The organism is Kitasatospora sp. NPDC051984 (assembly GCF_044593455.1).
Classification (GTDB): Bacteria; Actinomycetota; Actinomycetes; order Streptomycetales; family Streptomycetaceae; genus Kitasatospora.
Window position 1 is genome coordinate 160,093 of record NZ_JBIUCB010000008.1, and the last position, 26,133, is coordinate 186,225.

At 71.7% G+C, this 26,133-nt stretch carries 24 protein-coding genes; 19 read left to right on the forward strand and 5 right to left on the reverse strand.

Annotated elements, in window-relative coordinates:
* The first annotated feature begins 37 nt into the window (after window positions 1-37).
* On the forward strand, window positions 38-859 hold the full coding sequence (locus tag ACIHEI_RS18365; RefSeq protein WP_396607331.1) for a thioesterase family protein: 822 nt from the start codon (window positions 38-40) through the stop codon (window positions 857-859).
* Between the two features lie 25 nt (window positions 860-884).
* Here the strand turns inward: ACIHEI_RS18365 and ACIHEI_RS18370 are convergent, their stop codons facing one another.
* Window positions 885-1,949 (reverse strand): 2,3-butanediol dehydrogenase, encoded by a 1,065-nt coding sequence (locus ACIHEI_RS18370; RefSeq protein WP_387642891.1) that lies wholly within the window; start codon window positions 1,947-1,949, stop codon window positions 885-887.
* A gap of 289 nt (window positions 1,950-2,238) precedes the next feature.
* Between ACIHEI_RS18370 and ACIHEI_RS18375 the strand changes: the two genes are divergently transcribed.
* On the forward strand, window positions 2,239-3,123 hold the full coding sequence (locus tag ACIHEI_RS18375; RefSeq protein ID WP_396607332.1) for a hypothetical protein: 885 nt from the start codon (window positions 2,239-2,241) through the stop codon (window positions 3,121-3,123).
* Between the two features lie 87 nt (window positions 3,124-3,210).
* On the opposite strand, the gene ACIHEI_RS18380 is transcribed toward ACIHEI_RS18375, so the two are convergent.
* Window positions 3,211-3,714: a transcriptional regulator gene (locus ACIHEI_RS18380; RefSeq protein WP_380488108.1), complete on the reverse strand. Its 504-nt coding sequence runs from the start codon at window positions 3,712-3,714 to the stop codon at window positions 3,211-3,213.
* A gap of 273 nt (window positions 3,715-3,987) precedes the next feature.
* Here ACIHEI_RS18380 and pyrR point away from each other — a divergent pair, with 273 nt between their 5' ends.
* From pyrR to ACIHEI_RS18450, 14 genes are all read left to right on the forward strand, one after another.
* The gene (gene pyrR / locus ACIHEI_RS18385) at window positions 3,988-4,599 is read left to right on the forward strand and encodes a bifunctional pyr operon transcriptional regulator/uracil phosphoribosyltransferase PyrR (protein WP_387861641.1); all 612 of its coding nucleotides are present in this window, start codon (window positions 3,988-3,990) and stop codon (window positions 4,597-4,599) included.
* Between the two features lie 6 nt (window positions 4,600-4,605).
* The gene (locus ACIHEI_RS18390) at window positions 4,606-5,598 is read left to right on the forward strand and encodes an aspartate carbamoyltransferase catalytic subunit (RefSeq protein ID WP_392956261.1); all 993 of its coding nucleotides are present in this window, start codon (window positions 4,606-4,608) and stop codon (window positions 5,596-5,598) included.
* Window positions 5,595-6,887: a dihydroorotase gene (locus tag ACIHEI_RS18395; RefSeq protein WP_387642888.1), complete on the forward strand. Its 1,293-nt coding sequence runs from the start codon at window positions 5,595-5,597 to the stop codon at window positions 6,885-6,887. The genes ACIHEI_RS18390 and ACIHEI_RS18395 overlap by 4 nt, the downstream gene beginning before the upstream one ends.
* A complete protein-coding gene (locus ACIHEI_RS18400) occupies window positions 6,887-7,444 on the forward strand; it encodes a hypothetical protein (RefSeq protein WP_396607333.1) in 558 nt (185 codons plus the stop codon). Before ACIHEI_RS18395 ends, ACIHEI_RS18400 begins: the two co-directional genes overlap by 1 nt.
* A complete protein-coding gene (carA, locus tag ACIHEI_RS18405; RefSeq protein WP_396607334.1) occupies window positions 7,441-8,598 on the forward strand; it encodes a glutamine-hydrolyzing carbamoyl-phosphate synthase small subunit in 1,158 nt (385 codons plus the stop codon). The genes ACIHEI_RS18400 and carA overlap by 4 nt, the downstream gene beginning before the upstream one ends.
* On the forward strand, window positions 8,591-11,899 hold the full coding sequence (carB, locus tag ACIHEI_RS18410) for a carbamoyl-phosphate synthase large subunit (protein WP_396607335.1): 3,309 nt from the start codon (window positions 8,591-8,593) through the stop codon (window positions 11,897-11,899). Before carA ends, carB begins: the two co-directional genes overlap by 8 nt.
* Window positions 11,900-11,980: 81 nt before the next feature.
* Complete coding sequence (locus tag ACIHEI_RS18415) at window positions 11,981-13,078, forward strand: quinone-dependent dihydroorotate dehydrogenase (RefSeq protein ID WP_387642884.1); 1,098 nt, start codon at window positions 11,981-11,983, stop codon at window positions 13,076-13,078.
* 57 nt (window positions 13,079-13,135) lie between these two features.
* Window positions 13,136-13,975: an orotidine-5'-phosphate decarboxylase gene (pyrF, locus tag ACIHEI_RS18420; protein ID WP_392956249.1), complete on the forward strand. Its 840-nt coding sequence runs from the start codon at window positions 13,136-13,138 to the stop codon at window positions 13,973-13,975.
* Window positions 13,976-14,204: 229 nt separating this feature from the next.
* Window positions 14,205-14,531: an integration host factor, actinobacterial type gene (gene mihF / locus ACIHEI_RS18425; RefSeq protein WP_030459182.1), complete on the forward strand. Its 327-nt coding sequence runs from the start codon at window positions 14,205-14,207 to the stop codon at window positions 14,529-14,531.
* A gap of 48 nt (window positions 14,532-14,579) precedes the next feature.
* Complete coding sequence (gene gmk, locus ACIHEI_RS18430) at window positions 14,580-15,137, forward strand: guanylate kinase (RefSeq protein WP_396607336.1); 558 nt, start codon at window positions 14,580-14,582, stop codon at window positions 15,135-15,137.
* Between the two features lie 52 nt (window positions 15,138-15,189).
* Window positions 15,190-15,456 (forward strand): DNA-directed RNA polymerase subunit omega, encoded by a 267-nt coding sequence (rpoZ, locus tag ACIHEI_RS18435; RefSeq protein WP_100835243.1) that lies wholly within the window; start codon window positions 15,190-15,192, stop codon window positions 15,454-15,456.
* A gap of 307 nt (window positions 15,457-15,763) precedes the next feature.
* The gene (gene coaBC / locus ACIHEI_RS18440) at window positions 15,764-16,969 is read left to right on the forward strand and encodes a bifunctional phosphopantothenoylcysteine decarboxylase/phosphopantothenate--cysteine ligase CoaBC (RefSeq protein WP_387642881.1); all 1,206 of its coding nucleotides are present in this window, start codon (window positions 15,764-15,766) and stop codon (window positions 16,967-16,969) included.
* A gap of 236 nt (window positions 16,970-17,205) precedes the next feature.
* Window positions 17,206-18,417: a methionine adenosyltransferase gene (metK, locus tag ACIHEI_RS18445; RefSeq protein ID WP_387642880.1), complete on the forward strand. Its 1,212-nt coding sequence runs from the start codon at window positions 17,206-17,208 to the stop codon at window positions 18,415-18,417.
* Window positions 18,418-18,476: 59 nt separating this feature from the next.
* Window positions 18,477-20,579, forward strand: a complete 2,103-nt coding sequence (locus tag ACIHEI_RS18450; RefSeq protein ID WP_396607446.1) for a primosomal protein N' — start codon at window positions 18,477-18,479, stop codon at window positions 20,577-20,579.
* A gap of 30 nt (window positions 20,580-20,609) precedes the next feature.
* Here the strand turns inward: ACIHEI_RS18450 and ACIHEI_RS18455 are convergent, their stop codons facing one another.
* Both ACIHEI_RS18455 and ACIHEI_RS18460 read right to left on the reverse strand, forming a co-directional pair.
* Window positions 20,610-21,104, reverse strand: a complete 495-nt coding sequence (locus tag ACIHEI_RS18455) for a VOC family protein (protein ID WP_396607337.1) — start codon at window positions 21,102-21,104, stop codon at window positions 20,610-20,612.
* Window positions 21,105-21,340: 236 nt separating this feature from the next.
* Window positions 21,341-21,811, reverse strand: a complete 471-nt coding sequence (locus ACIHEI_RS18460) for a hypothetical protein (RefSeq protein ID WP_396607338.1) — start codon at window positions 21,809-21,811, stop codon at window positions 21,341-21,343.
* A gap of 215 nt (window positions 21,812-22,026) precedes the next feature.
* Between ACIHEI_RS18460 and def the strand changes: the two genes are divergently transcribed.
* From def to ACIHEI_RS18475, 3 genes are all read left to right on the forward strand, one after another.
* Entirely contained in the window at window positions 22,027-22,572 is a 546-nt protein-coding gene (gene def / locus ACIHEI_RS18465; RefSeq protein ID WP_387642877.1) for a peptide deformylase, read from the forward strand.
* A 220-nt stretch (window positions 22,573-22,792) separates the two neighbouring features.
* Window positions 22,793-23,725, forward strand: a complete 933-nt coding sequence (gene fmt / locus ACIHEI_RS18470) for a methionyl-tRNA formyltransferase (protein WP_387643037.1) — start codon at window positions 22,793-22,795, stop codon at window positions 23,723-23,725.
* 108 nt (window positions 23,726-23,833) lie between these two features.
* On the forward strand, window positions 23,834-25,267 hold the full coding sequence (locus tag ACIHEI_RS18475) for an RsmB/NOP family class I SAM-dependent RNA methyltransferase (protein WP_396607339.1): 1,434 nt from the start codon (window positions 23,834-23,836) through the stop codon (window positions 25,265-25,267).
* A gap of 171 nt (window positions 25,268-25,438) precedes the next feature.
* On the opposite strand, the gene ACIHEI_RS18480 is transcribed toward ACIHEI_RS18475, so the two are convergent.
* Window positions 25,439-26,128 carry a TetR/AcrR family transcriptional regulator gene (locus ACIHEI_RS18480; RefSeq protein ID WP_387861666.1) on the reverse strand — a complete coding sequence of 230 codons (690 nt, stop codon included), beginning with the start codon at window positions 26,126-26,128 and terminating at the stop codon, window positions 25,439-25,441.
* Window positions 26,129-26,133: the final 5 nt, after the last annotated feature.

Genomic DNA, 26,133 nt, shown 5'->3' on the forward strand with positions numbered 1-26,133 from the left:
TAATGTGTTTTGGCGTCTGCGCAGAAGGGCCTCAGCCATGCCGGAGACCACCAGCGAGTTCGACCGGGGCATCGCGCTCACCCCGCACCCGGACGAACCCGGCCGCTACGACGGCGAACTCGGCGACGGCTGGCAGATCGGCGGCGGCGTCAACGGCGGGCTGCTGCTCGCCTTCGCCGCACACGCCCTCACCCTGGAGGTCGGGCCCGGCCACCCGCACCCGCTGACCGTCAGCGGCACCTACGTCTCGCCGTCCCGCCCCGGGCCGGCCACCGTCCGCACCGAGATCATGCGCCGCGGCCGCACTCTGGCCACCGGCAGCGCGATCCTCTCCCAGGACGGCGAGGAGCGGCTGCGGGTCACCGCCGCGTTCACCGACCTCGGCGCGCTCGACGACGAGGTCGCCACCACCGCGCTGCCGCCCGTGCTGCCCGCCCCCGATCAGTGCGTCGGCATCGAGCTCGCGCCCAAGGAACTCATCGCCCAGGCCGCCCTGTTGGAGCGCCTCGACCTGCGCCTGGACCCGGCCACCGTCGGCTGGGCGCTCGGCCAGCCGTCCAAGGAGGGCCGCATCCAGGGCTGGTTCCGGCTTGCCGACGGCCGCCCCGCCGACCCGCTCTCGCTGCTGCTCACCGCCGACGCGCTGCCCCCCGTCACTTTCGACCTGGGCCGCCCCGGCTGGGCCCCCACCATCGAACTGACCGTCCACCTGCGCGCCCTGCCCGCCGACGGCTGGCTGCGGGTCTCGCACGCCACCCGCAACCTGGCCGGCGGCTACTTCGAGGAGGACTGCGAGATCTGGGACGAGGACGGCCGGCTGGTCGCCCAGTCCCGTCAGCTCGCCAAGACCCCGCGCTGACCCGGCCCCGGATCGCCCGGGCAGGTCAGCGGCGCGGGTCGACCAGGATCTTGACGGCCGTCTCGTTGTGGTGGATGAGGGTCTCGAAGCCTTCGGTGACGAGGTGGTCCAGCCCGATCGTCTTCGTGATGAACGGCGCCAGGTCGATCCGTCCCTCCTGCACCAGCTTGATGGTCTGCGGGTGGGAGTTGACGTAGGCGATGGTGCCGCGCAGATCGACCTCCTTGAGGACGAGCTTCTGCATGTCGAGCGACGCCGGCTTGCCCCAGATCGAGATGACGGTGATCACCCCGCCCGGCTTGATCGCGTCGAACAGCGTGTCGAGGACGGCGTTGACGGACGTCGCCTCGAACGCGACGTCCGCGCCCCGGCCGGCGGTGAGGCGGCGGACCTCCTCGACGACGTCGGTGGCGGCCGGGTCGATGACGTGGTCGGCGGCCTTGGAATCCAGCGCCTTCTGCCGCCGCAGCGAGCTGAGTTCGGAGACCGCGACCTCGACGCCCATCGCCTTGAGCACCGCGCAGGTGAGCAGCCCGATCGGTCCGGCGCCGCCGACCAGGGCGAAGTCTCCGGCCTTCGCGCCCGAGCGCTGGAACGCGTGGTACCCGACCGACAGCGGCTCGATCAGGGCCGCTTGGTCGAGCGGGAGGTCGCCGACGGGGTGCACCCACCGGCGTTCGACGACGATCTTCTCGGCGAGTCCGCCACCGCGCCCCGCGAGGCCGATGAAGTTCATGTCGGGCGACAGGTGGTAGACCGGGTTGTTCTCGCCGGTGTCGACCTCGGGGCGCAGGATGTAGGGCTCGACGACCACGCGGTCGCCCGGTTTCAGGTCGTCGACGCCCTCGCCCACCGCGTACACGACGCCGGACATCTCATGGCCGAGCGTCACGGGGGCGCTCTCGCCCGAGATCGGGTGCGGGTGGCCGGCGGGCGGGACGAAGATCGGTCCGTCGAGGTATTCGTGCAGGTCGGTGCCGCAGATCCCGCAGTAGGCGACGTCGATGCCCACCGTGCCCGGCCGGACGGCGGGCTCCGCGATGTCCTCGATCCGGATGTCGCCGCGGTCGTAGTAGCGTGCAGCCTTCACTTGAAACCGCTCCTTCGGCTGGTTTCGGCTCACTGCCGCGGTCTCGCGTCTGGCCGTGAGCCGGGGCCCGCCCGCAGCGCGGCCCCATGCGGTCAATAGTCAAAACCTTGCGCCATCGGGCCCGGATCGGCCTCCCGGGCCGCCCCGCGCCCGCCGGTCCCATCTCGGCGGGGCGCGCGCCGGACTTGACGGTCAGTTGCAGAGTTGTGACAGCCCGTGTGTGTGGGACGAGTGTGGGAGGGGAGAAGTCGGTCAGCAGTTGCTCGACCGAGATCCCCGGGAGCCACCGATGTCCAGGAACAGCCGTCGGCCGCGCCGTTGCGGTGCCGAGTCCTCGCGCCGCAGCGACGAGGCGTTCGTCACCGGGATCCTGACCGACGAGGCCGACTTCGCCCGGGCGCGGGAGTGGCAGCTCACCGACGCGCCGGACTACGAGACCTACCTGCGCGAGACCGCCGACCTGCTGGCCGAGGCCGTGGAGTGCTACGGGACGGTCCGGGCCCGGATGTTCCACCCCGCGGACTTCGCGGACTACTGCCTGCTGCACGGCGTCGACCCGGGCGAGCAGGCCGCCCGGGACGGTTACCTGGTCAACCCGCCGCTGCAGACCCAGCTGGTCACCTACCGCGGCGAGGAGCTCGCCGACTTCGTGCCCCGGCTGGTCCGGGCCCGCGAGGGCGGGCTGACGCTGCGGCACGCGGACCTGGTGATGGACGGCGCGCTGTGCGCCGCCGTTGGGGTGCCTCCCAGCCCCCTGGGCTGGGGGAAGGCGGCCGCCGATCCGCGGGTGCGCTGGACGTATCAGCAGGCGTCCGAGGTGTTCCGCCGGGTGATGGTCGGCGCCGGCTGCGGGGCGTACGAGTTCCGGGTCGCGGTGGACGCCCCCGGCGGGGCGCTGGAGGCGCACGCCCGGGTGCTGCACTGGGAGGACGGCGCCGTCCGGATCAACGACGAGGACCTCGACCTGATCACGGCGGTGCTCTGCGCGGGCCTGTACGGCGAACTGCCCGGCGTCGCGGTGCTGCACGGGACGCAGGGCTCCGGCTCGCTGTGCGGCGAGTACCGGCAGGTCGCCTGGGCCTGGCGCAGCACCGGCTTCGACTGGACGCCGGCGGAGGTGGCGATGCACGGTGTCCCGGCCGGTCCGGGCTTCAGCCTGGGCACCGTGGTCTGAGCGTGCGACAGCGGGGCGGGCGGCCGGAGAACCGGCCACCCGCCCCGCTGTGACGTTTCTTCAGTGCGAACGCTCAGGGAGCGGAGATCAGCTCGCGTCGTCCTCGCGGACGGCGCGCCGCGCGTCCGGGTTCAGCACGCCCCAGCTGATCAGCTGCTCGGTGAGGATCGAGGGGGACTGGTCGTAGATGACCGCGAGGGTGCGCAGGTCGTCCTGGCGGATCGAGAGGATCTTGCCGTTGTAGTCGCCGCGCTGCGACTGGATGGTCGCGGCGTAGCGCTGCAGCGGGCCGGCCTTCTCGGACGGGACCTGAGTCAGCCGCTCGAGGTCGAGCACCAGACGCGGCGGCGGCTCGGCCGCGCCGCCCGGGGTGCCGCCGGGCAGCAGCTCCTGCACCGGGACGCCGTAGAAATCGGCCAGCTCGGCGAGGCGCTGCACCGTCACGGCGCGGTCGCCGCGCTCGTAGGAGCCGACCACGACGGCCTTCCAGCGGCCCGTGGACTTCTCCTCCACACCGTGCAGGGAGAGATTCTGCTGAGTGCGGATCGCCCGGAGCTTGGCCCCGAGCTGCTTTGCATAGTCGCTGGACATGGATCTCCCCGGACGAGATTGCTTCGCGTGCGCTGAATGGGACGCTGAATGGGAGCCACGAGGCCCGCAGTGGAGCACGTTCGTAACTCACTGTGAGGTTACGTAGAGTGAGGGTGGCGCGTCAAGCCGAATGGGGCACTCGTGCGAACGCGTGCCGAACGGGCCGAGATCAGCGCACTGCTACGATGAGCAAGGTTCTGGCTGCGGCCGGAAACCCTTCCCGACATCCTTTAAGACCCGTCCAGTGAGGCGGGGAAGGAGGTCCGCTTCGGCATGACCACACCCAGTTCTGCTCCCCGCGCCCCGCACCAGGTGCTGGACGCCACCGACGTCGCCCGGGTCGTCACCCGGATCGCCCACGAGATCGTGGAACGCGCCAAGGGCGCCGAGGACGTCGTACTCCTCGGCATCCACACCCGCGGCGTCCACCTGGCCCGCCGGCTGCGCGCCAAGCTCACCCAGATCACCGGCCGGGAGATCCCGTTCGGCACGCTGGACATCACCATGTACCGGGACGACCTGCGGCTGAAGCCCGCCCGGGCCCTGGAACACACCGAGATCCCCGCCGACGGCATCGACGGCAAGCTGGTGATCCTGGTCGACGACGTGCTGTTCTCCGGCCGCACCATCCGGGCCGCCCTCGACGCGCTCGGCGACATCGGCCGCCCGCGCGCCGTGCAGCTGGCCGTCATGGTCGACCGCGGACACCGCGAACTCCCGATCCGCGCCGACTACGTGGGCAAGAACCTGCCCACCTCGCTGCGCGAGGCCGTGCAGGTCCAGCTCTCCGAGACCGACGGCCGCGACGCCGTCCTGCTCGGCGACCGCGACTACGCCGCCCGCAGTTCCCAGGCTCTTGCCGCCGATCCCCAGCTCCCGGAGTAAAACCGCGTGAAGCGCCACCTCGTCTCCGCCGCCGACCTCAGCCGCGACGACGCGCTGCTGATCCTGGACACCGCCGAGGAGCTCGCCCAGCTCTCCGGACGGGCCGTCAAGAAGCTCCCCACGCTGCGCGGCCGCACCGTCGTCAACCTGTTCTTCGAGGACTCCACCCGCACCAAGACCTCCTTCGAGGTCGCCGAGAAGCGGCTGTCCGCCGACGTCATCAACTTCTCCGCCAAGGGCTCCTCGGTCTCCAAGGGCGAGAGCCTCAAGGACACCGCGCTGACCCTGCAGGCGATGGGCGCCGACGCCGTGGTGATCCGCCACCACGCCTCCGGCGCCGCCGCCCGGCTGGCCGGCTCCGACTGGCTGCACGGCAGCGTCATCAACGCCGGTGACGGCACCCACGAGCACCCCACCCAGGCGCTGCTCGACGCGTTCACCATGCGCCGCCACCTCAACCCCGGCCCCGGCCGCGACCTGGCCGGCCGGAAGATCGCCATCGTCGGCGACATCCTGCACAGCCGGGTCGCCCGCTCCAACGTGCACCTGCTGACCACGCTCGGCGCCGAGGTCACCTTCGTCGCCCCGCCGACGCTGCTGCCGATCGGCATCGAGACCTGGCCCTGCCAGGTCTCCTACGACCTGGACGCCGTGCTGCCGAAGGTCGACGCCGTGATGATGCTGCGGGTGCAGCGCGAGCGGATGAACGCCGCGTTCTTCCCCACCGAGCGCGAGTACTCGCGCCGCTACGGCCTGGACGGGCTGCGCCTCGCCACCATGCCGGAGCACGCCATCGTGATGCACCCCGGCCCGATGGTCCGCGGCATGGAGATCACCGCCGACGTCGCCGACTCGCCGCGCTGCACCGTGGTCGAGCAGGTCGCCAACGGCGTCTCGGTCCGGATGGCCGTCCTTTACCTGCTGCTCGGCGGCGCCGTTTTCGCCGATGGCCCAGCCGACGCAGCCCGCACCACCGAAACCCCGGAGGCCGCCCAGTGACCACCTACCTGATCCGCAACGCCCAGATCCTCGGCGGCGCCCCCCAGGACATCCACCTCGTGGACGGCGTCTTCGCCGCCATCGGCGAGCACCTCGACGTGCAGGCAGACATCGAGATCGACGCCACCGGCCTGATCGCCCTGCCCGGCCTGGTCGACCTGCACACCCACCTGCGCGAGCCCGGCCGCGAGGACGCCGAGACCGTGCTGACCGGCACCCAGTCCGCCGCCATGGGTGGCTACACCGCGGTGCACGCGATGGCCAACACCTTCCCGGTCGCCGACACCGCCGGCGTCGTCGAGCAGGTCTGGCGGCTCGGCCAGGAGTACGGCTACTGCGACGTGCAGCCGGTCGGCGCCGTCACCGTCGGCCTGGAGGGCAAGCAGCTCGCCGAGCTCGGCGCGATGCACGACTCCGCCGCCGGGGTGCGGGTGTTCTCCGACGACGGCAAGTGCGTGGACGACGCGGTCATCATGCGCCGCGCGCTGGAGTACGTGAAGGCCTTCGACGGCGTCGTCGCCCAGCACGCCCAGGAGCCGCGGCTGACCGCCGGCGCCCAGATGAACGAGGGCCTGGTCTCCGGCGAGCTCGGCCTCGGCGGCTGGCCCGCCGTCGCCGAGGAGTCGATCATCGCCCGGGACGTGCTGCTGGCCGCGCACGTCGGCTCCCGGGTGCACATCTGCCACCTGTCCACGGCCGGCTCGGTGGAGATCGTCCGCTGGGCCAAGGGCAAGGGCTGGAACGTCACCGCCGAGGTCACCCCGCACCACCTGCTGCTCACCGACGAACTCGTCCGCAGCTACGACCCGGTGTACAAGGTCAACCCGCCGCTGCGCACCGCCGCGGACGTCGAGGCGCTGCGCGGCGCGCTGGCCGACGGCACCATCGACGCCGTCGCCACCGACCACGCCCCGCACCCGGCGGAGGACAAGGACTGCGAGTGGGCGGTCGCCGCGATGGGCATGGTCGGCCTGGAGACCGCGCTGTCGGTCGTGCAGCAGACCATGGTCGAGACCGGCCTGCTGAACTGGGAGGGCGTCGCGGACCGGATGTCGCACCGCCCGGCCCGGATCGGGCGGCTGACCGGCCACGGACGTCCGGTCTCGGTGGGTGAGCCCGCGAACCTGGTGCTCTTCGATCCCGCGTACCGTGGTGTCGTGAACCCCGACACCTTCGCCACCCGTTCCCGCAACAGCCCCTTCAAGGGCATGGACCTGCCCGGACGGGTGCACGCCACCTTCCTGCGCGGCGAGGCCACCGTCCTCGCGGGCGAACTGGTCGAGCGCTGATGTTGCTCGCCACCGAGAAGGGCCATGTGACCAACTGGCCCGGGTACATCGGTGCGACGGTCGGCCTGCTGATCCTGGTCGCGCTGGTCTACTGGCTGATGCGCCAGGGCTGGAACTGGCGCCGGACCCTGCAGTCCGACCTGCCGGAACTGCCCGCGGTGCCCGCGCAGCCGGGTGAGACCCTGCTGGCCGCCCCCGGCCGGTACCACGGCTCCACCACCGCCGGGAACTGGCTGGACCGGGTCGTCGCGCACGGCCTGGGCACCCGCAGCCTGGCCGAGCTCACCCTCACCGAGCACGGCCTGCTGGCCCGCCGCCCCGGCGCGGACGACCTGTGGATCCCCGCCGAAGCCCTCACCGGCGCCCGCACCGACTCCGGCATCGCCGGCAAGGTGGTCCCCTCGGGCCTGCTGGTGGTCGGCTGGACGATCGGGGAGCGGGAGTTGGAAAGCGGCTTCCGGCTGGACGCCGCCGCCGAGCACGACGCCTGGGTCGAGGCCGTCGAGGCACTGGTAACACGTACGAGCACGAAGAAGACGGAAGAGGCCGCGACATGACCGCACCTGCCCCCACCACCACGCGCACCAGGCGGGAGCGAGTGCCTGCCGTGCTCGTCCTGGAGGACGGCCGGACGTTCCGCGGCCAGGCCTACGGCGCGGTCGGCGAGACCTTCGGCGAGGCGGTCTTCAACACCGGCATGTCCGGCTACCAGGAGACCCTGACCGACCCGTCGTACCACCGCCAGGTGGTCGTCATGACGGCCCCGCAGATCGGCAACACCGGCTGGAACGACGAGGACGACGAGTCGCAGCAGATCTGGGTGGCCGGCTACGTGGTCCGCGACCCCTCCCGGGTCGCCTCCAACTGGCGCGCCAAGCGCTCGCTGGACGAGGAGCTGGAGCGCCAGGGCGTCGTCGGCATCAGCGGCATCGACACCCGCGCGCTCACCCGCCACCTGCGCGAGCGCGGCGCGATGCGGGTCGGCATCTTCTCCGGCCCGGCCGTCGAGGACCAGGCGGCGCTGCTCGCCAAGGTGCAGCAGGCCCCGGAGATGAAGGGCGCCGACCTGTGCGCCGAGGTCGCCACCAAGGAGACCTACGTCGTCCCCGCGATCGGTGAGAAGAAGTTCACCGTCGCCGCCCTCGACCTCGGCATCAAGGGCATGACCCCGCAGCGGATGGCCGAGCGCGGCATCGAGGTGCACGTGCTGCCGGCCAACTCCACCGCCGAGGACATCTACGCGGTGCAGCCCGACGGCGTGTTCTTCTCCAACGGCCCGGGCGACCCGGCCACCGCCGACCGGCAGGTCGAGGTGCTGCGCGAGGTGCTGGCCAAGAAGACCCCGTTCTTCGGCATCTGCTTCGGCAACCAGATCCTCGGCCGGGCCCTCGGGTTCGGCACCTACAAGCTCAAGTACGGCCACCGCGGCATCAACCAGCCGGTGCAGGACCGCACCACCGGCAAGGTCGAGGTGACCGCCCACAACCACGGCTTCGCCGTGAACGCGCCGCTGGACAAGGTGAGCGACACCCCCTTCGGGCGGGTCGAGGTCTCCCACGTCTGCCTCAACGACGACGTGGTCGAGGGCCTGCAGGCACTCGACATCCCCGCCTTCAGCGTGCAGTACCACCCCGAAGCGGCAGCCGGCCCGCACGACGCCGCCTACCTCTTCGACCGCTTCGTTCAGCTCATGGAGGCCCAGCGTGCCTAAGCGCACCGACATCAAGTCCGTCCTGGTGATCGGCTCCGGCCCCATCGTCATCGGCCAGGCGGCGGAGTTCGACTACTCGGGTACGCAGGCCTGCCGGGTGCTCAAGGCCGAGGGCCTGCGGGTCATCCTGGTCAACTCCAACCCGGCGACCATCATGACCGACCCGGAGATCGCCGACGCCACCTACGTCGAGCCGATCACCCCGGAGTTCGTCGAGAAGATCATCGCCAAGGAGCGCCCCGACGCGCTGCTGCCGACCCTCGGCGGACAGACCGCGCTGAACACCGCGATCTCCCTGCACAGCGCCGGCACCCTCGACAAGTACGACGTCGAGCTGATCGGCGCCGACGTCGAGGCGATCAACAAGGGCGAGGACCGCGAGCTGTTCAAGGGCGTGGTCGAGGCCGTCAACGCCAAGATCGGCCACGGCGAGTCCGCCCGCTCGGTGATCTGCCACTCCATGGAGGACGTGCTCGCCGGCGTCGACACCCTCGGCGGCTACCCGGTCGTGGTCCGTCCGTCCTTCACCATGGGCGGCGCCGGCTCCGGCTTCGCGCACGACGAGGAGGACCTGCGCCGCATCGCCGGCCAGGGCCTGACCCTCTCGCCGACCACCGAGGTGCTCCTGGAGGAGTCCATCCTCGGCTGGAAGGAGTACGAGCTCGAGCTGATGCGCGACAAGAACGACAACGTCGTGGTCGTCTGCTCGATCGAGAACTTCGACCCGATGGGCGTGCACACCGGTGACTCGATCACCGTCGCCCCGGCGATGACCCTCACCGACCGCGAGTACCAGATCCTGCGCGACATCGGCATCGCCGTGATCCGCGAGGTCGGCGTCGACACCGGCGGCTGCAACATCCAGTTCGCCGTCAACCCCGTCGACGGCCGGGTCATCGTCATCGAGATGAACCCGCGTGTGTCGAGGTCGTCGGCGCTGGCGTCGAAGGCCACCGGCTTCCCGATCGCCAAGATCGCCGCCAAGCTGGCCGTCGGCTACACGCTGGACGAGATCCCCAACGACATCACCGAGCAGACCCCGGCCTCCTTCGAGCCGACCCTGGACTACGTGGTCGTCAAGGTGCCGCGGTTCGCGTTCGAGAAGTTCCCGTCCGCCGACGCCACGCTGACCACCACCATGAAGTCGGTCGGCGAGGCCATGGCGATGGGCCGCAACTTCCCCGAGGCGCTGAACAAGGCGCTGCGCTCGCTGGAGAAGAAGGGCTCGCAGTTCAGCTTCGTCGGCGAGCTGGGGGAGAAGGACGAGCTGCTGGAGAAGGCTCGGATCCCCACCGACGGCCGGATCAACACTGTCATGGAGGCGATCCGGGCCGGCGCCACCCCCGAGGAGGTGTTCGAGGCCACCAAGATCGACCCGTGGTTCGTCGACCAGCTCTTCCTGATCCACGAGATCGCCGTCGAGCTCGCCGAGGGCGACAAGCTCGACCCGGAGCTGCTGCGCCACGCCAAGCAGCACGGCTTCTCCGACCAGCAGATCGGCGAGATCCGCGGCCTGAAGACCGACGTGGTCCGCGAGGTGCGGCACGCGCTCGGCATCCGCCCGGTGTTCAAGACCGTCGACACCTGCGCCGCCGAGTTCGCGGCCAAGACCCCGTACTTCTACTCGTCCTACGACGAGGAGAACGAGGTCGCGCCGCGCACCAAGCCCGGCGTGATCATCCTGGGCTCCGGCCCGAACCGGATCGGTCAGGGCATCGAGTTCGACTACTCCTGCGTGCACGCGTCCTTCGCGCTCGCCGACGCCGGGTACGAGACCGTGATGGTCAACTGCAACCCGGAGACCGTCTCCACCGACTACGACACCTCCGACCGGCTGTACTTCGAGCCGCTCACCCTGGAGGACGTGCTCGAGATCGTCCACGCCGAGCAGCAGGCCGGCCCGCTGGCCGGCGTCATCGTGCAGCTCGGCGGCCAGACCCCGCTGGGCCTGGCGCAGGCGCTCAAGGACAACGGCGTGCCGGTCGTCGGCACCTCGCCCGAGGCGATCCACCTCGCCGAGGAGCGCGGCGCGTTCGGCCGGGTGCTGAAGGACGCGGGCCTGCCCGCCCCCAAGCACGGCACCGCCTTCTCCTTCGACGAGGCCAAGGCCATCGCCGACGAGATCGGCTACCCCGTCCTCGCCCGCCCGTCCTACGTGCTCGGCGGCCGCGGCATGGAGATCGTCTACGACGAGGCCTCGCTCGCCTCCTACCTGGAGCGGCACGCCGGCCTGATCTCCGAGCACCCCGTGCTGATCGACCGCTTCCTCGACGACGCCGTCGAGATCGACGTGGACGCCCTGTACGACGGCGAGGAGCTGTACCTCGGCGGCGTCATGGAGCACATCGAGGAGGCCGGCATCCACTCCGGTGACTCGGCGTGCGCGCTGCCGCCGATCACCCTCGGCGGGTACGACATCAAGCGGCTGCGCTCCGCAACCGAGGGCATCGCCAAGGGAGTTGGCGTCCGCGGACTGATCAACATCCAGTTCGCGCTGTCCGGCGACATCCTGTACGTGCTGGAGGCCAACCCGCGCGCCTCCCGCACCGTGCCGTTCACCTCCAAGGCGACCGCCGTGCCGCTGGCCAAGGCCGCCGCCCGGATCTCGCTCGGCGCCACCATCGCCGAACTGCGCGCCGAGGGCCTGCTGCCGCGCGAGGGCGACGGCGGCACGCTGCCCGCCGACGCGCCGATCTCCGTCAAGGAGGCCGTGATGCCGTGGTCGCGCTTCCGCGACGTGCACGGCCGCGGCGTGGACACCGTGCTCGGCCCGGAGATGCGCTCCACCGGCGAGGTCATGGGCATCGACCGGGTCTTCGGCACCGCCTACGCGAAGTCCCAGACCGGCGCGTACGGCGCCCTGCCCACCAGCGGCAAGGTGTTCGTCTCGGTCGCCAACCGCGACAAGCGCAACCTGGTCTTCCCGGCCCGCGCGCTGGTCGAGCTCGGCTTCGAACTGCTCGCCACCACCGGCACCGCCGAGGTCCTGCAGCGGGCCGGCATCCCCGCCACCGTGGTGCGCAAGCACTCCGAGGGCGAGGGCCCGAACGGCGAGAAGACCATCGTCCAGCTGATCCACGAGGGCGGCATCGACCTCATCATCAACACCCCGTACGGCACCGGCGGCCGGATGGACGGCTACGAGATCCGCACCGCCGCGGTCTCCCGCGCCGTCCCCTGCCTGACCACCGTGCAGGCGATGGGCGCGGCCGTGCAGGGCATCGACGCGCTGCACCGCGGCGAGGTCGGCGTGATGTCGCTGCAGGAACACGCGGCGCTGATCAACTCCGGCCGCCAGTAGGTCGACAACCGTGGGGGGCACACCGCACGCCGGGTGCCCCCCACGTCCATGCCCGAGCCCAGCCAGCCGTCGGAGGCCCACGTGTACAAGCTGCTGTTCAACCTGCTGTTCAAGAAGATGGACCCGGAGAAGGCCCACCACCTGGCGTTCTTCTGGATCCGGCTGGCCAGCTCGGTGCCCGGCCTGCGCTCGCTGGTGCGGGCCGTGCTCGCCCCGCGCGACCCCAAGCTGCGCACCACCGCCCTCGGCCTGGACCTGCCCGGCCCGTTCGGCCTCGGCGCCGGCTTCGACAAGAACGGCATCGGCATCGACGGCCTGTCGATGCTCGGCTTCGACTACGTCGAGATCGGCACCATCACCGGCGAGCCCCAGCCCGGCAACCCCGCGCCGCGCCTGTTCCGCCTGATCGAGGACCGCGCGCTGATCAACCGGATGGGCTTCAACAACCAGGGCTCCGCCCGGGTCGCCGCCCGCCTGGCCGGCCGCGCGCGCACCAGCAGCACCCCCGTGGTCGGCATCAACATCGGCAAGACCAAGGTCGTCCCCGAGGACCAGGCGACGCCCGACTACCTGAAGAGCGCCAAGGCCCTGGCGCCCTACGCCGACTACCTGGTCGTCAACGTCTCCTCGCCGAACACCCCCGGGCTGCGCAACCTGCAGGCCGTGCAGATCCTCGGCCCGCTGCTGTGGGACGTCCGCAAGGCCGCCGACGAGGTCACCACCCACCACGTGCCGCTGCTGGTGAAGATCGCCCCCGACCTCGCCGACGAGGACATCGACGAGATCGCCGACATGGCGCTGCACCTCGGCCTGGACGGCATCATCGCCACCAACACCACCATCGGCCGCGAAGGCCTGAAGACCCCCGCCGCGCGGATCGAGGAGATCGGCATGGGCGGCCTGTCCGGCGCCCCGCTGAAGGCCCGCTCGCTGGAGGTGCTGGAGCGGCTGCGCAAGCGCACCGAGGGCCGGCTCGCGATCATCTCGGTCGGCGGCATCGAGACCGCCGAGGACGCCTGGCAGCGCATCCTGGCCGGCGCCGACCTGGTCCAGGGCTACTCCGCGTTCATCTACGAAGGCCCGTTCTGGATGCGCAAGGTCCACAAGGGCCTGTCCGCGCGCCTGCGCGCCGCCGGCTACGCGTCCATCGGCGAGGCGGTCGGCAAGGGCATCCGCTGAGCCCCGTTCCTCGAAACGGGCAGCCGACCACATTCTTGAGACTGAGGAAAGACACCGATGACTGACATCACGCCGTTCGGCACCCGCCTGCGGACCGCCCTGGACACCCGCGGCCAGCTCTGCGTCGGCATCGACCCGCACGGCTCGCTGCTCACCGCCTGGGGCCTGAACGACGACCTCGCGGGCCTGGAGAGCTTCTCGCGCACCGTGGTGGAGGCGCTGGCCGACCGGGTCGCCGTGCTGAAGCCGCAGTCGGCGTTCTTCGAGCGCTTCGGCAGCCGCGGCATCGCGGTGCTGGAGCGCACCGTCACCGAGGCCCGGGAGGCGGGCGCGCTGGTGCTGATGGACGCCAAGCGCGGCGACATCGGCTCCACCATGGCCGCCTACGCGGAGACCTTCCTGTCGCCGGACAGCCCGCTGTTCTCCGACGCGCTCACCGTCAGCCCGTACCTGGGCTTCGGTTCGCTGCAGCCGGCCGTCGACCTGGCGCACGCCAACGGCTGCGGTCTGTTCGCGCTGGCGCTGACCTCCAACCCCGAGGGCCACGAGGTGCAGCGGGCGATCGGTGCGGACGGCGAGAGCGTCGCGCAGGCCGTGCTGCGGCGGCTCGCGGCGGAGAACTCCGGTGCGGCGCCGCTGGGTTCGTTCGGTGCGGTGGTCGGCGCGACGCTCGCCGACGCGGGCGTGGACCTGGCGATCAACGGCCCGCTGCTGGCCCCCGGCGTGGGTGCGCAGGGCGCCACCGCGCAGGACCTGCCGCGGGTGTTCGGCGACCAGGTGCGCAACGTGGTGCCCAGTGTGAGCCGCGATGTGCTGAAGCACGGACCGTCGGTCGCCGCACTGCGACAGGCCGCGCAGGTGTTCGTCGATGATGTGAGGGCCGTCACAAACGCGTGACCCGGAGGTGGCCAACTCGGCTGATTTGCCCGGAAAAGTCCCGGGTCGGCCCCTGCTGACCTGGACTTTTCGTGTTCTTTTCCTGACGTGGCGGCCCAAGTTGGGTAGTGTCCGGCGGTAGGACGCCAGTTGGCGGTGGTTCCGGCCACCGTCGCAGGTCAGAGCCTGTGGCGTCCGGGCACAACCCAGTCATGGAACATCCCTTCCATCCACACCTGAGGTGAACGGCGTGGCTCTTCCGCCCCTTACTCCCGAACAGCGCACCGCCGCGCTCGCCAAGGCCGCCGAGGCTCGCCGGAAGCGTGCCGACGTCAAGAACCGGCTGAAGCACTCGGGCGCCTCGCTGCACGACGTCATCAAGGCCGGCAAGTCCGACGACGAGGTCATCGGCAAGATGAAGGTCTCCGCTCTGCTGGAGTCCCTGCCGGGTGTCGGCAAGGTCCGCGCCAAGCAGATCATGGAGCGCCTCGGCATCTCCGAGAGCCGTCGTGTGCGGGGCCTCGGTACGAACCAGATCGCGTCCCTGGAGCGGGAGTTCGGCGGGGCCGCCTCCTGAACGGAGGCCGGTGTCGGCGGAACCTCCGCGATCCGGGATAATCGGTACATGAGTGAGCGTCCGCGGCTGACCGTGCTCTCCGGCCCCTCCGGGGTCGGCAAGAGCACGGTCGTCGCTCATATGAGGAAGCAGTTCCCCGAGGTCTGGCTGTCGGTGTCGGCGACGACCCGCCACCCGCGCCCGGGTGAGCGCGACGGAGTGCAGTACCACTTCGTCGACAACGAGCAGTTCGACAAGCTGGTCGCCAACGGCGAACTGCTGGAGTGGGCAGTGTTCGCCGGCAACCGGTACGGGACCCCCCGGCAGGCCGTCACCGACAAGCTCGACAAGGGCGAGCCGGTGCTGCTGGAGATCGACCTCCAGGGCGCCCGGCAGGTCAAGGAGTCGATGCCCGAGGCCCAGTTGGTCTTCCTGGCCCCGCCGAGCTGGGACGAGCTGGTGCGCCGGCTCACCGGCCGCGGCACCGAGTCGCAGGCCGTCATCGACGAGCGGCTGGCAGCGGCCCGGATCGAGCTCGCCGCCGAGGCGGAGTTCGACACGACGCTTGTCAATACCTCCGTCGAGCAGGTAGCGGCCGAACTGCTAGCCTTGCTCGGTGTAGCCTGACCGGATCGGCTGCATCCAGCCAATCCATGAAAACCACTTCGGAAGGTTCAGCGTGTCCTCTTCGATGACCGCGCCCGAGGGCATCATCAACCCGCCGATCGACGAGCTGCTCGAGGCCACCGACTCCAAGTACAGCCTGGTGATCTACGCGGCCAAGCGTGCCCGCCAGATCAACGCGTACTACTCCCAGCTCGGCGAGGGCCTGCTGGAGTACGTCGGCCCCCTGGTCGACACCCACGTGCACGAGAAGCCGCTGTCGATCGCGCTCCGCGAGATCAACGCCGGCCTGCTCACCGCCGAGGCGATCGAGGGCGCCTGAGCCCCCAGCATTTCCTTCGAGGGCCCGTCCGACGCCATGTGCGTCGGGCGGGCCCTCGGCATGTGCGCGGGCGGGCCGGTGGTGTCTGGGTGGCCGGGGCGGAGTTGGTCTATGCGCAGATAATCTCCGCATAGATAATCTCCGCCGCGTGATCACTTATGACCGGGTGCGATCACTTGCGAACATCCGCCACCTCCCCCGGGGTGTGCGCGGGTGGGCCGGTGGTGTGCGCGGAGACACGTCGCAGCGGTCCGGCGGCGGGTCGTAAGGTGGGCTGGTTGACCCGTCGTTAGGAGAATCGACCGCCATGACCGCGCCCCGTGTCGTCCTCGGTGTCAGCGGCGGGATCGCCGCGTACAAGGCCTGCGAACTGCTGCGCCGGTTCACCGAGTCCGGGCACCAGGTGCAGGTGGTGCCGACCGCCGCCGCGCTGCACTTCGTCGGCGAGGCGACCTGGGCGGCGCTGTCCGGGCGGCCCGCCGCCACCGAGACCTGGGAGCGGGTGCACGAGGTCCCGCACGTACGGATCGGGCAGCAGGCCGACCTGGTGGTGGTCGCCCCGGCCACCGCCGACCTGCTCGCCAAGGCCGCCCACGGCCTCGCCGACGACCTGCTCACCAACACCCTGCTGACCGCCCGCTGCCCGGTGGTGTTCGCGCCCGCCATGCACACCGAGATGTGGGAGCACCCGGCCACCCAGGAGAACGTGGCCACGCTGCGCCGCCGCGGCGCGATCGTCATCGAGCCCGCCGTGGGCCGGCTGACCGGCGTGGACACCGGCAAGGGCCGGCTGCCCGACCCGGGCGAGATCTTCGCCGCCTGCCGGCGGGTGCTGGCCCGCGGTTCGCTGGAGCAGGACCTGGCCGGCCGGCACGTGGTGGTCTCCGCCGGCGGCACCCGGGAGCCGCTGGACCCGGTGCGCTTCCTCGGCAACCGCTCGTCCGGCAAACAGGGTTACGCGCTGGCCGCCACCGCCGCCGCCCGCGGCGCCCGGGTCACCCTGATCGCCGCGAACACCGCGCTGCCCGACCCGGCGGGGGTGGACGTGGTCCGGGCCGGCACCGCGCTGCAGCTGCGCGACGCCGTGCTGAAGGCCGCCGCCGGGGCCGACGCCGTGGTGATGGCCGCCGCGGTCGCGGACTTCCGGCCCGCCGAGTACGTCACCGGCAAGATCAAGAAGGTGGACGGGGTCGAGCCCGCGCCGATCGTGCTGGTCCGCAACCCCGACATCCTGGCCGAGATCTCCGCCGACCGGGCCCGCCCCGGACAGCTGGTGGTCGGCTTCGCCGCCGAGACCGACGACGTGCTCGCCAACGGCCGCGCCAAGCTCGCCCGCAAGGGCTGCGATCTGCTGGTGGTCAACGAGGTCGGCGACGGCAAGGCGTTCGGCCAGGACACCAACAGCGCGGTGCTGCTCGGCGCGGACGGTTCGGAGGTCCACATCGCGGATGGTCCGAAGGAGATGCTGGCCGACGCGATCTGGGACCAGGTCGCCGTCCGGCTCGCCGACTGACTTCCGCAAAACCCCGAGCGGCCCGGGCAGTTGGGGATCGGCCCGGGGTGTTCCGGGAGTGTTTCCGCCGGTTTCACCGGAATGTGATTCACGTCGCGGGCATGTTCGGGGCGCACAGAGAGTGTCCGTGATCGGTAGCCGACCGTTACACTCCACAGCAGGAATCAAGTCTTTCCGGATGCCTCGGGACTTCCGAGCGCATTCAGTCAGCAGCCGCTGCAACCCCAGGGAGCGCTGTGTCTCGCCGCCTGTTCACCTCGGAGTCCGTCACCGAGGGCCACCCCGACAAGATCGCTGACCAGATCAGCGACACGATTCTGGACGCCCTCCTCAAGGACGACCCGACCTCCCGCGTCGCCGTGGAGACCCTGATCACCACCGGCCTGGTGCACATCGCCGGTGAGGTCACCACCAAGGCGTACGCGCCGATCGCCCAGCTCGTCCGCGAGAAGATCCTGGAGATCGGCTACGACTCGTCGAAGAAGGGCTTCGACGGCGCCTCCTGCGGCGTGTCGGTGTCCATCGGCTCGCAGTCCCCGGACATCGCGCAGGGCGTCGACACCGCCCACGAGCACCGGGTCGAGGGCGATGTCGAGGACGAGCTGGACCGGCAGGGCGCCGGCGACCAGGGCCTGATGTTCGGCTACGCCTGCGACGACACCCCCGAGCTGATGCCGCTGCCGATCACCCTGGCGCACCGGCTCTCCCGCCGCCTGACCGAGGTCCGCAAGAACGGGACCATCCCGTACCTGCGCCCCGACGGCAAGACCCAGGTCACCATCGAGTACGACGGCGACCGCGCCGTGCGCCTGGACACCGTCGTGGTCTCCTCGCAGCACGCCTCGGACATCGACCTGGAGTCGCTGCTCACCCCGGACATCCGCGAGTTCGTGGTCGAGCCGGAGCTCAAGGCGCTCGCCGACGAGGGCATCAAGCTCACCACCGAGGGCTACCGCCTGCTGGTCAACCCGACCGGCCGCTTCGAGATCGGCGGCCCGATGGGCGACGCCGGCCTCACCGGTCGCAAGATCATCATCGACACCTACGGCGGCATGGCCCGCCACGGTGGCGGCGCGTTCTCCGGCAAGGACCCGTCCAAGGTCGACCGCTCCGCCGCGTACGCGATGCGCTGGGTGGCGAAGAACATCGTCGCCGCCGGCCTCGCCGGCCGCGCAGAGGTGCAGGTCGCGTACGCGATCGGCAAGGCCGAGCCGGTCGGCCTGTTCGTGGAGACCTTCGGCACCGAGACCGTTCCGGTGCAGAAGATCCAGGAAGCCGTCAGCAAGGTCTTCGACCTCCGCCCGGCCGCGATCATCCGCGACCTGGACCTGCTGCGGCCGATCTACGCCCAGACCGCCGCGTACGGCCACTTCGGCCGTGAGCTGCCGGACTTCACCTGGGAGCGCACCGACCGCGTGGACGCGCTGAAGGCCGCTGTCGCCGCCTGAGCTCGCTGTTGACGCTGCCGCCCGTCGAGGGATTCTCCTCGGCGGGCGGCTTTGTCGTCATGTCGGTGCGGTCCGCTAGGTTTGGGGGCGTGAGCAGCGCGGACGGGGCCGGGGAGCAGTTGGCGTTCATCCGGGAGACAGTGCGCCGGGCGAAGCCTCGGGCCGCGCGCGGCGTCGTCCTGGCGGAGCGGAAGCCGGTGGCCCGGGTGCTGGTCGACAAGGGCGTGCTGAGCCTCGACCAGTACTTCGACTACGCGGTGCCCGAAGCGATGTCCGAGGACGCCCGGCCCGGCGTCCGGGTCCGGGTCCGCTTCGGGGGGCGGGTCGGCGCGCACGGGCGGCGCGAGGGCGGGGCGCTGCACGACGGGTTCATCGTCGAGCGGCGGGACGACTCCGACTACGCGGGCCCGCTGGCGCCGCTGGCCCGGGTGCTCTCGCCCGAGGTGGTGCTGATGCCCGGGCTGCTGCGGCTGTGCCGGGCCGTCGCCGACCGGTACGCGGGCACCCTTGCCGATGTGCTGCAGCTGGCGATCCCGCCGCGGCACGCCGGGGCCGAGGGCGAGGACTCGCCGCGGCCGCTGCCGCCGCCCGGCACTCCGGCGGTGGGCAGTTGGGAGCGGTACGCGCACGGGCCGGACTTCCTGGCCTCGCTGGCGGGTGGCCACGCGCCGCGTGCGGTGTGGACGGCGCTGCCCGGCCCCGAGTGGCCGTTCGAGATCGCGCGGGCGGTGGCGGCGACGCTCGCCTCCGGGCGCGGTGCGCTGGTGGTGCTGCCCGACGGGCGCTCGGTCGCCCGGGTCGACGCCGCGCTGCGGGGCGTGCTCGGGGAGGGCCGGCACGCGGTGCTGGCCGCCGAGGCGGGCCCGCAGGAACGGTACCGGCGGTGGCTGGCCGTCAGCCGGGGCTCGGTACACGCCGCGATCGGGACCCGCGCGGCGGTGTTCGCGCCGGTCCGTGACCTGGGGCTGGTGGTGGTGTGGTCGGACGGCGACAGCAGCCACAGCGATCCCAACGCGCCGTACCCGCACGTGCGGGAGGTGGCGCTGTTGCGGGCCGCCGAGGAGGGCGCCGCGATGCTGCTCGGCGGCGTCTCGATGACCGTCGAGGCCGCGCAGCTGCTGCGCAGTGGGTGGGCGCGGCCGCTGGCCGCTCCGCGCGAGGTCGTCCGGCAGGTCGCGCCGCGGGTGCGGACGGTGACCGAGCACGACCAGGGCCGGGACGCGGCGGCGCAGGCCGCGCGGCTGCCCTCGGTGGCGTGGGAGACGGCGCGCGAGGCGCTTTCGCGCGGCCCGGTGCTGATTCAGGTCCCGCGGCGGGGTTACGCGCCCCGGCTGGCGTGCGGGCGCTGCCGCGAGCCGGTGCGGTGTCGCGCGTGCGGGGGGCCGCTGGAGTCTCCGGCGGCGGACGCGGCGCTGGTGTGCGCGTGGTGCGGGACGGAGGAGAGTGACTGGCACTGCCTGGAGTGCGGGTCGTTCCGGCTGCGGGCGCAGGTGGTGGGCGTGCGGCGGACGGCGGAGGAGCTCGGGAAAGCGTTCCCGCGGGTGCCGGTGCGGACGTCCGGGCGGGACGCGATCCTTGCTTCCGTCCCTTCGTCCCCGGCGCTGGTGATCTCGACGCCGGGCGCGGAGCCGGTGGCGGAGGGGCCCGGTTACGCGGCGGCGCTGCTGCTGGACGGGTGGGCGCTGCTGAACCGGCCCGACCTGCGGGCCGGCGAGGAGACGGTGCGGCGGTGGCTGACGGCCGCCTCGCTGGTCCGTCCGGCCGGGGACGGCGGGACGGTGGTGGTGGTCGCCGAGGCGGCCGCGAGGCCCGTGCAGGCGCTGGTGCGATGGGATCCCGCCGGGCACGCCGGGATGGAACTCGACGAGCGGGAGGAACTCCGGTTCCCACCGGTGTCCCGGATGGCCGCGGTGACGGGACCCCCACAGGCCGTGGAGGACCTGCTGGGGCTGGTGCGGCTGCCCGAGGGCGCGGACGTGCTCGGGCCGGTGCCGGTGTACGGCGGGCCCAAGGGCGAGACCGCCGAGCGGGCGCTGGTGCGGGTCGCGCCCGGGCAGGGCGCCGCGCTGGCTTCGGCACTGAAGGCGGCGCAGATCGCCCGGCTGGCGCTGCGAGGGGCGGAGACGGTGCGTATTCGGGTGGACCCGACAGACATCGGTTGAGTCGGGTCCGTGGCTCGCGGGGTGTCGACGTCAGCTCGCGAAGCCGCCCTTGGGCTGGATGATCTCCAGGTTGGTGCCGTCCGGGTCGTTGAAGTACGCGACCTTGGTGCCCAGCGCCGACTCCGGGGTGACCTCGCCGGCCAGGAAGGTGTAGTCGTCGCCGAGGAAGCCGTACCCCGCCTCCTTCATCCGGCCGAGGACGGCGTCGAAGTCGTCGACCCGGAAGCACAGGTGCATCGAGCCCGGGCGGTTGGCCGCGCCGTTGGTGCGGTAGCCGATCGGCTGCTGGAACTCGATCAGGTCGATGCCGAGGCTGTTGTCCAGGTTGATGGTGGCGTAGCGGAGCTTCGCCGAAGGCAGGCCCTGGGAGTGGCCGAACGCGACGCTGTGCATGGTCTCGTCGGCGACGACCGGCTCCCGGCCGGTCAGGGCGCGGTAGAACTCGATCGAGGTGTCCAGGTCGGAGACGGAGATGCCGACATGGGCGGCACGGGTCAGGTTCATCGGGGTATTGGCCACGGCCATGGGATCGATCCCTCTCGTCGGCGCAGGATGGCGTGCGAGATCGATTCTTGGACGGGAGGGGGAGGGGGACCACCGGGGTGGGGGGAATGGGTACGAAATTTTTGGGCGCGGGGAGAGCTGGGCGACAAGCGCAAGCCGGTCCGTGAGGTCGCGAGCACGTGCAAGTCATTGTCGTGCGTCGCGATCTTGCCGGCGGGTGCGTTCCCCTTCGCGCAGTTCCCCGCGCCGCTGCTTCCTTACCGGGTGCGTTGGGGCAACAAGGGGCTGGCCTGGCGGGCCTGGGGGATCGGGGTGCGGGGGGTGGGGGGTGCCGGGGGCTCCGGCTCGGTTTCGCGGGGGGCGGGGAGGAGTTCGCTGGTGGGGCGGCGGACGCCGTAGCGGCGGTGGACGGCCTGCTTGGTGACGCCGAGGGCGGAGCCGACGGAGTCCCAGGAGAAGCCGAGGGCGCGGTCGAACTCGACGGCGGCGGCGACCAGGGTTTCGACGCTTTCGCGCAGTTCCTGGGCGAGCCGGACGGTGGGGGCGGGGGCCCGGCCGTAGACCACGAAGCCGGCGGAGGTGCTGGGGCGGCGCGGGCGGTAGACGTTGCCCAGCTGGGCGGTGAGCGTGCGGAGGGCGTCGACCTGGCGACGGACCCGTTCGATGTCCCGCACCAGAAGGTGAAGGGACGCCCTGGCCCGGGCGTCGTGGTTGATCTGCTCGGCCATGGCCTGGTTGCCACCTCTCGGTCGGGTCGCGTGCTCGGGGCGCTCGCGCGTCCCGGTCAATTCGCATTGACCAACGCACGTCGGGTCGTTGGGTCACGCCCGGAGTGCGAGTCGGGATTTGTCGGTGACCGCTCCGAACAGGTGACGGGGATTGCATAGACTTCCCGGTAGGTCGTTGTTCACATCCCGTTCCGGGTGCAGAGGGAGTCGCAGTCTTGGCAGTTCAGCCGATCCGGATCTTCGGTGACCCCGTGCTGCGGTCCGCCGCGAAGCCGGTGGTCACCTTCGACAAGGAGCTGCGGAGGCTGGTGAAGGACCTCACGGACACCATGCTGGAGGCGCCGGGCGCGGGCCTCGCGGCGCCGCAACTGGGCGTCTCGTTGCGGGTGTTCACGTACAACGTGGACGGTGTGGTGGGGCATCTGATCAACCCCGACCTTTCGTTGACCGAGGAGGAGCAGGACGGCCCCGAGGGCTGCCTGTCGCTGCCCGGGCTGCGGTTCGACACCAAGCGGGCGTTCGGCGTGGTGGCGAAGGGCTTCAACATGTACGGGGACCCGGTGACGGTGGAGGGCACCGAGCTGCTGTCGCGGTGCATCCAGCACGAGACCGACCACCTGGACGGGATCATCTTCATCGACCGGCTGGACCGGGAGACCCGGAAGGCGGCGATGAAGGCGATCCGGGAGGCGGACTGGGGCGGGGCTCCGGCGCCGACGGTGAAGATCTCGCCGCATTCCACGTTCGGCGTCATTCGCTGACGGGTTCGGCGCCGAGCGCCCGTTGCTGCCCCGCGTTTCGACGGATTTCCACGTGTTTCGACGTGTTTCGACGGGATTGCGGGATTGTCGCAGGGGTCGATGAGTCGAAGGCCCGATGAGCCGGAGGCCCGATCAAGTGACGATCATTTTCCGGCAATCCGATGTTCTGACCAGTGGGACTTCCTGCTGGTCGGTGTGACTTCAAGAAAGGCCCATGCCCGTGCGTCTCGTCTTCGCCGGCACCCCCGAGGTAGCCGTTCCCGCCCTGGACGCCCTGCTGGCCTCCCGGCACGAGGTGGTCGCCGTGGTGACCCGCCCCGACGCGCCGGCCGGGCGCGGGCGCAAGCTGGTGGCCAGCCCCGTCGCGCAGCGCGCCGAGGAGGCGGGCATCGAGGTGCTCAAGCCGGCCCGGCCCAGTGAGCCGGAGTTCATGGCCCGGCTGGCCGAGATCGCCCCCGACTGCTGCCCGGTGGTGGCTTACGGCGCGCTGATCCGTCCCGGCGCGCTGGAGATCCCGGTGCACGGCTGGGTGAACCTGCACTTCTCGCTGCTGCCCGCGTGGCGCGGCGCGGCCCCCGTCCAGCACTCGATCATGGCGGGCGACGAGGTGACCGGCGCGTCCACCTTCCGGATCCAGGAGGGCCTGGACGACGGCCCCGTGTTCGGCGTCCTGACCGAGACGGTCAAGCCCACCGACACCAGCGGCGACCTGCTCGGCCGGCTCGCGCACGCGGGCGCGGACCTGCTGGTGCGCACCATGGACGCGATCGAGGACGGCCAGGCCCGCCCCGAGCCGCAGCCCGTGGACGGGGTGTCGCTGGCGCCGAAGATCACCGTCGAGGACGCCCGGATCGAGTGGACCCACCCCGCGCTGCGGGTCGACCGGGTGGTGCGCGGCTGCGCGCCCGCGCCCGGCGCGTGGACCACGTTCCGCGGCGAGCGGCTCAAGGTGACCGGCCCCGTGCGGCTGCTGCCCGGTGAAGTCGGCCTGGCGGCAGGGGAATTGGCCGTCAGCAAGAACAGTGTGCGGGTCGGCACCGGCAGCCACGAGGTGGAGCTCGGCGAGGTCCGCCCGCAGGGCAAGAAGGCGATGCCGGCCGCCGACTGGGCGCGCGGCGCGCGGATCGAGTCCGGCGAGCGCTTCGAGGGCTGACGCCGGTTGATGTCCGGTTCGGCCGGGTCGCGCCCTAGACTTCGGGGTGAGGCCCGGCCGCGCTGCCGGGTCGGACCTGATCCGCAGCACTTTGTTTCGAGGCACCCGTTGAGCACCCCCGCCGGCGCCAAGCGCGCCCCCCGTCCGCACCGTCGCCCCAAGAAGGACCCGGCCCGGATCGTCGCGTTCCGCGCGCTGCGCGCCGTCGACGAGCGCGACGCGTACGCCAACCTGATCCTGCCGTCGCTGCTCCGCGAGGCCGAGCGCAAGGGCATGGAGCGCCGCGACGCCGCGCTCGCCACCGAGCTGGTCTACGGCACGCTGCGCGGCCAGGGCACCTACGACGCGATCATCGCCGCCTGCGTGGACCGCCCGCTGCGCGAGGTCGACCCGCCGGTGCTGGACGTCCTCTCGCTCGGCGCGCACCAGCTGCTCGGCACCCGCATCCCCAGCCACGCCGCCGTCTCCGCGACCGTCGAACTCGCCCGCGTGGTGCTGGGCGACGGCCGCGCCAAGTTCGTCAACGCCGTGCTGCGCAAGATCAGCGCGCAGGACCTGGAAGGCTGGGTCGCCCAGGTCGCCCCGCCGTACGAGGACGACGCCGAGGACCACCTCGCCGTCGTGCACTCGCACCCGCGCTGGGTGGTCTCCTCGCTGTGGGACGCGCTCGGCCGCTGGCAGCCCGAGGACGCCGGCCGCGCCGCGATGGAGCGCCTGCTGGAGGCCGACAACGCCCGCCCCGAGGTGACGCTGGTCGCCCGCCCCGGCCGCTCCGACGTCGCAGAACTGCGCGCGGCGCTGCCGGAGGCCGAGGACGGCCGCTGGTCCCCGTACGCGCTGCGGCTCGCCGAGGGCGGCGACCCCGCCGGGCTGGACGCCGTCCGCGAGAACCGGGCCGGCGTGCAGGACGAGGGCAGCCAGCTGGTCGCGCTCGCACTCGCCAACGCCCCCGTGGACGGCCCCGACCGGCTCTGGCTGGACGGCTGCGCCGGCCCCGGCGGCAAGGCCGCGCTGCTCGGTGCGATCGCCGCTTCGCGCGGGGCGGCCCTGGTCGCCTCCGAGAAGCAGCCGCACCGCGCCCGGCTGGTGGCGCGTGCGTTGAACGGGAATCCCGGGCCGTACGCGGTCATCACGGCGGACGGTACGCAAGGGGCTTGGCAGGAAGGGGCGTTCGACCGGGTGCTGGTCGACGTGCCGTGCTCGGGCCTTGGTGCGCTGCGACGTCGGCCGGAGGCGCGGTGGCGTCGTCGGCCGGAGGACATTGCCGGATTCGGGCCGCTGCAGCGGGAGTTGCTGCGGAACGCGCTGGACGCGGCGCGGGTCGGCGGCGTGGTCGGCTACGCGACGTGCTCGCCGCACCTGGCCGAGACGCGCGCCGTGGTGGACGACGTGCTGCGCGGCCGCGAGGACGTGGAGTGGGTCGACGCCCGGCCGCTGCTGCCGGGCGTGCCGGAGCTGGGGGACGGGCCGGACGTTCAGCTGTGGCCGCACCTGCATGGGACGGACGCGATGTATCTGGCGTTGCTGCGGCGGACTGCCTGAGGGGCGGGGCTGCGCGAGCGCTCACCGGTCCGTGAGGTCGCGCGCACGTGCAAGTGATTGTCGTGCGTCGCGATCTTGCGGTGGGGTGCGTTCCCCTTCGCGCAGTTCCGCCCCCTCGCTTCGCTGGGGGTACCCCCAGCGCCCCTGGTTTCGCGCCCACCTGCGCTGTCCTTACCCCTCGACCAGGGCCGTGAGGAGGCGTTGGAGGCCGCGTTCGAAGGTGGTGTCGGTGTCGGGTGGGGTGGCGCTCTCGGCGAGGGTGGCGGCGAGGTGGGGGTACTGGCCGGTGGCGGTGGCGGTCTGGAGGTAGCGGACCAGGTCGGTGAGCCAGCGGTGACCGGCGGCGGTGGAGCGGTGTTGCCAGTCGGTGAATTGGCAGACGTAGCCGGTCAGTTGGGAGAAGGCTTCCATTTTGGCGGTGCCGTCGAGGGGGGTTCCGGCGAGTGCGGCGAGGTGGTACTCGGTGACGCGGAGGCCGTTCGGGCCGAGGCCGGGGCGGTGGGCGATCAGGGTGGTGGCCCAGGTGTGCCGGGTGAGGACGGTGCGCAACTGGTGGGCGAGCAGGGTGAGATCGGTTCGCCAGTCGCCGGTGGGGTGTTCAGGTAGGTCGTATTCGCCGGCGAGCACGTCGACCATCAGGTCGAAGAGGTGCTCCTTTTTCGGCACGTAGTTGTACAACGACATGGTGCCGGCGCCGAGTTCGGCGGCGATCCGGCGCATCGTCACCGCGTCCAGGCCCTCGCGGTCGGCGAGGTCGACCGCTGCCCGGGCGATCGACGTCCGGCTGTGTGCCGGGCGGGGGCCGCGGCCGGAGTGTTCCGGGCGCAGCCAGATCAGCTCGGGTTCCTCGCCGGACGACATTGTTG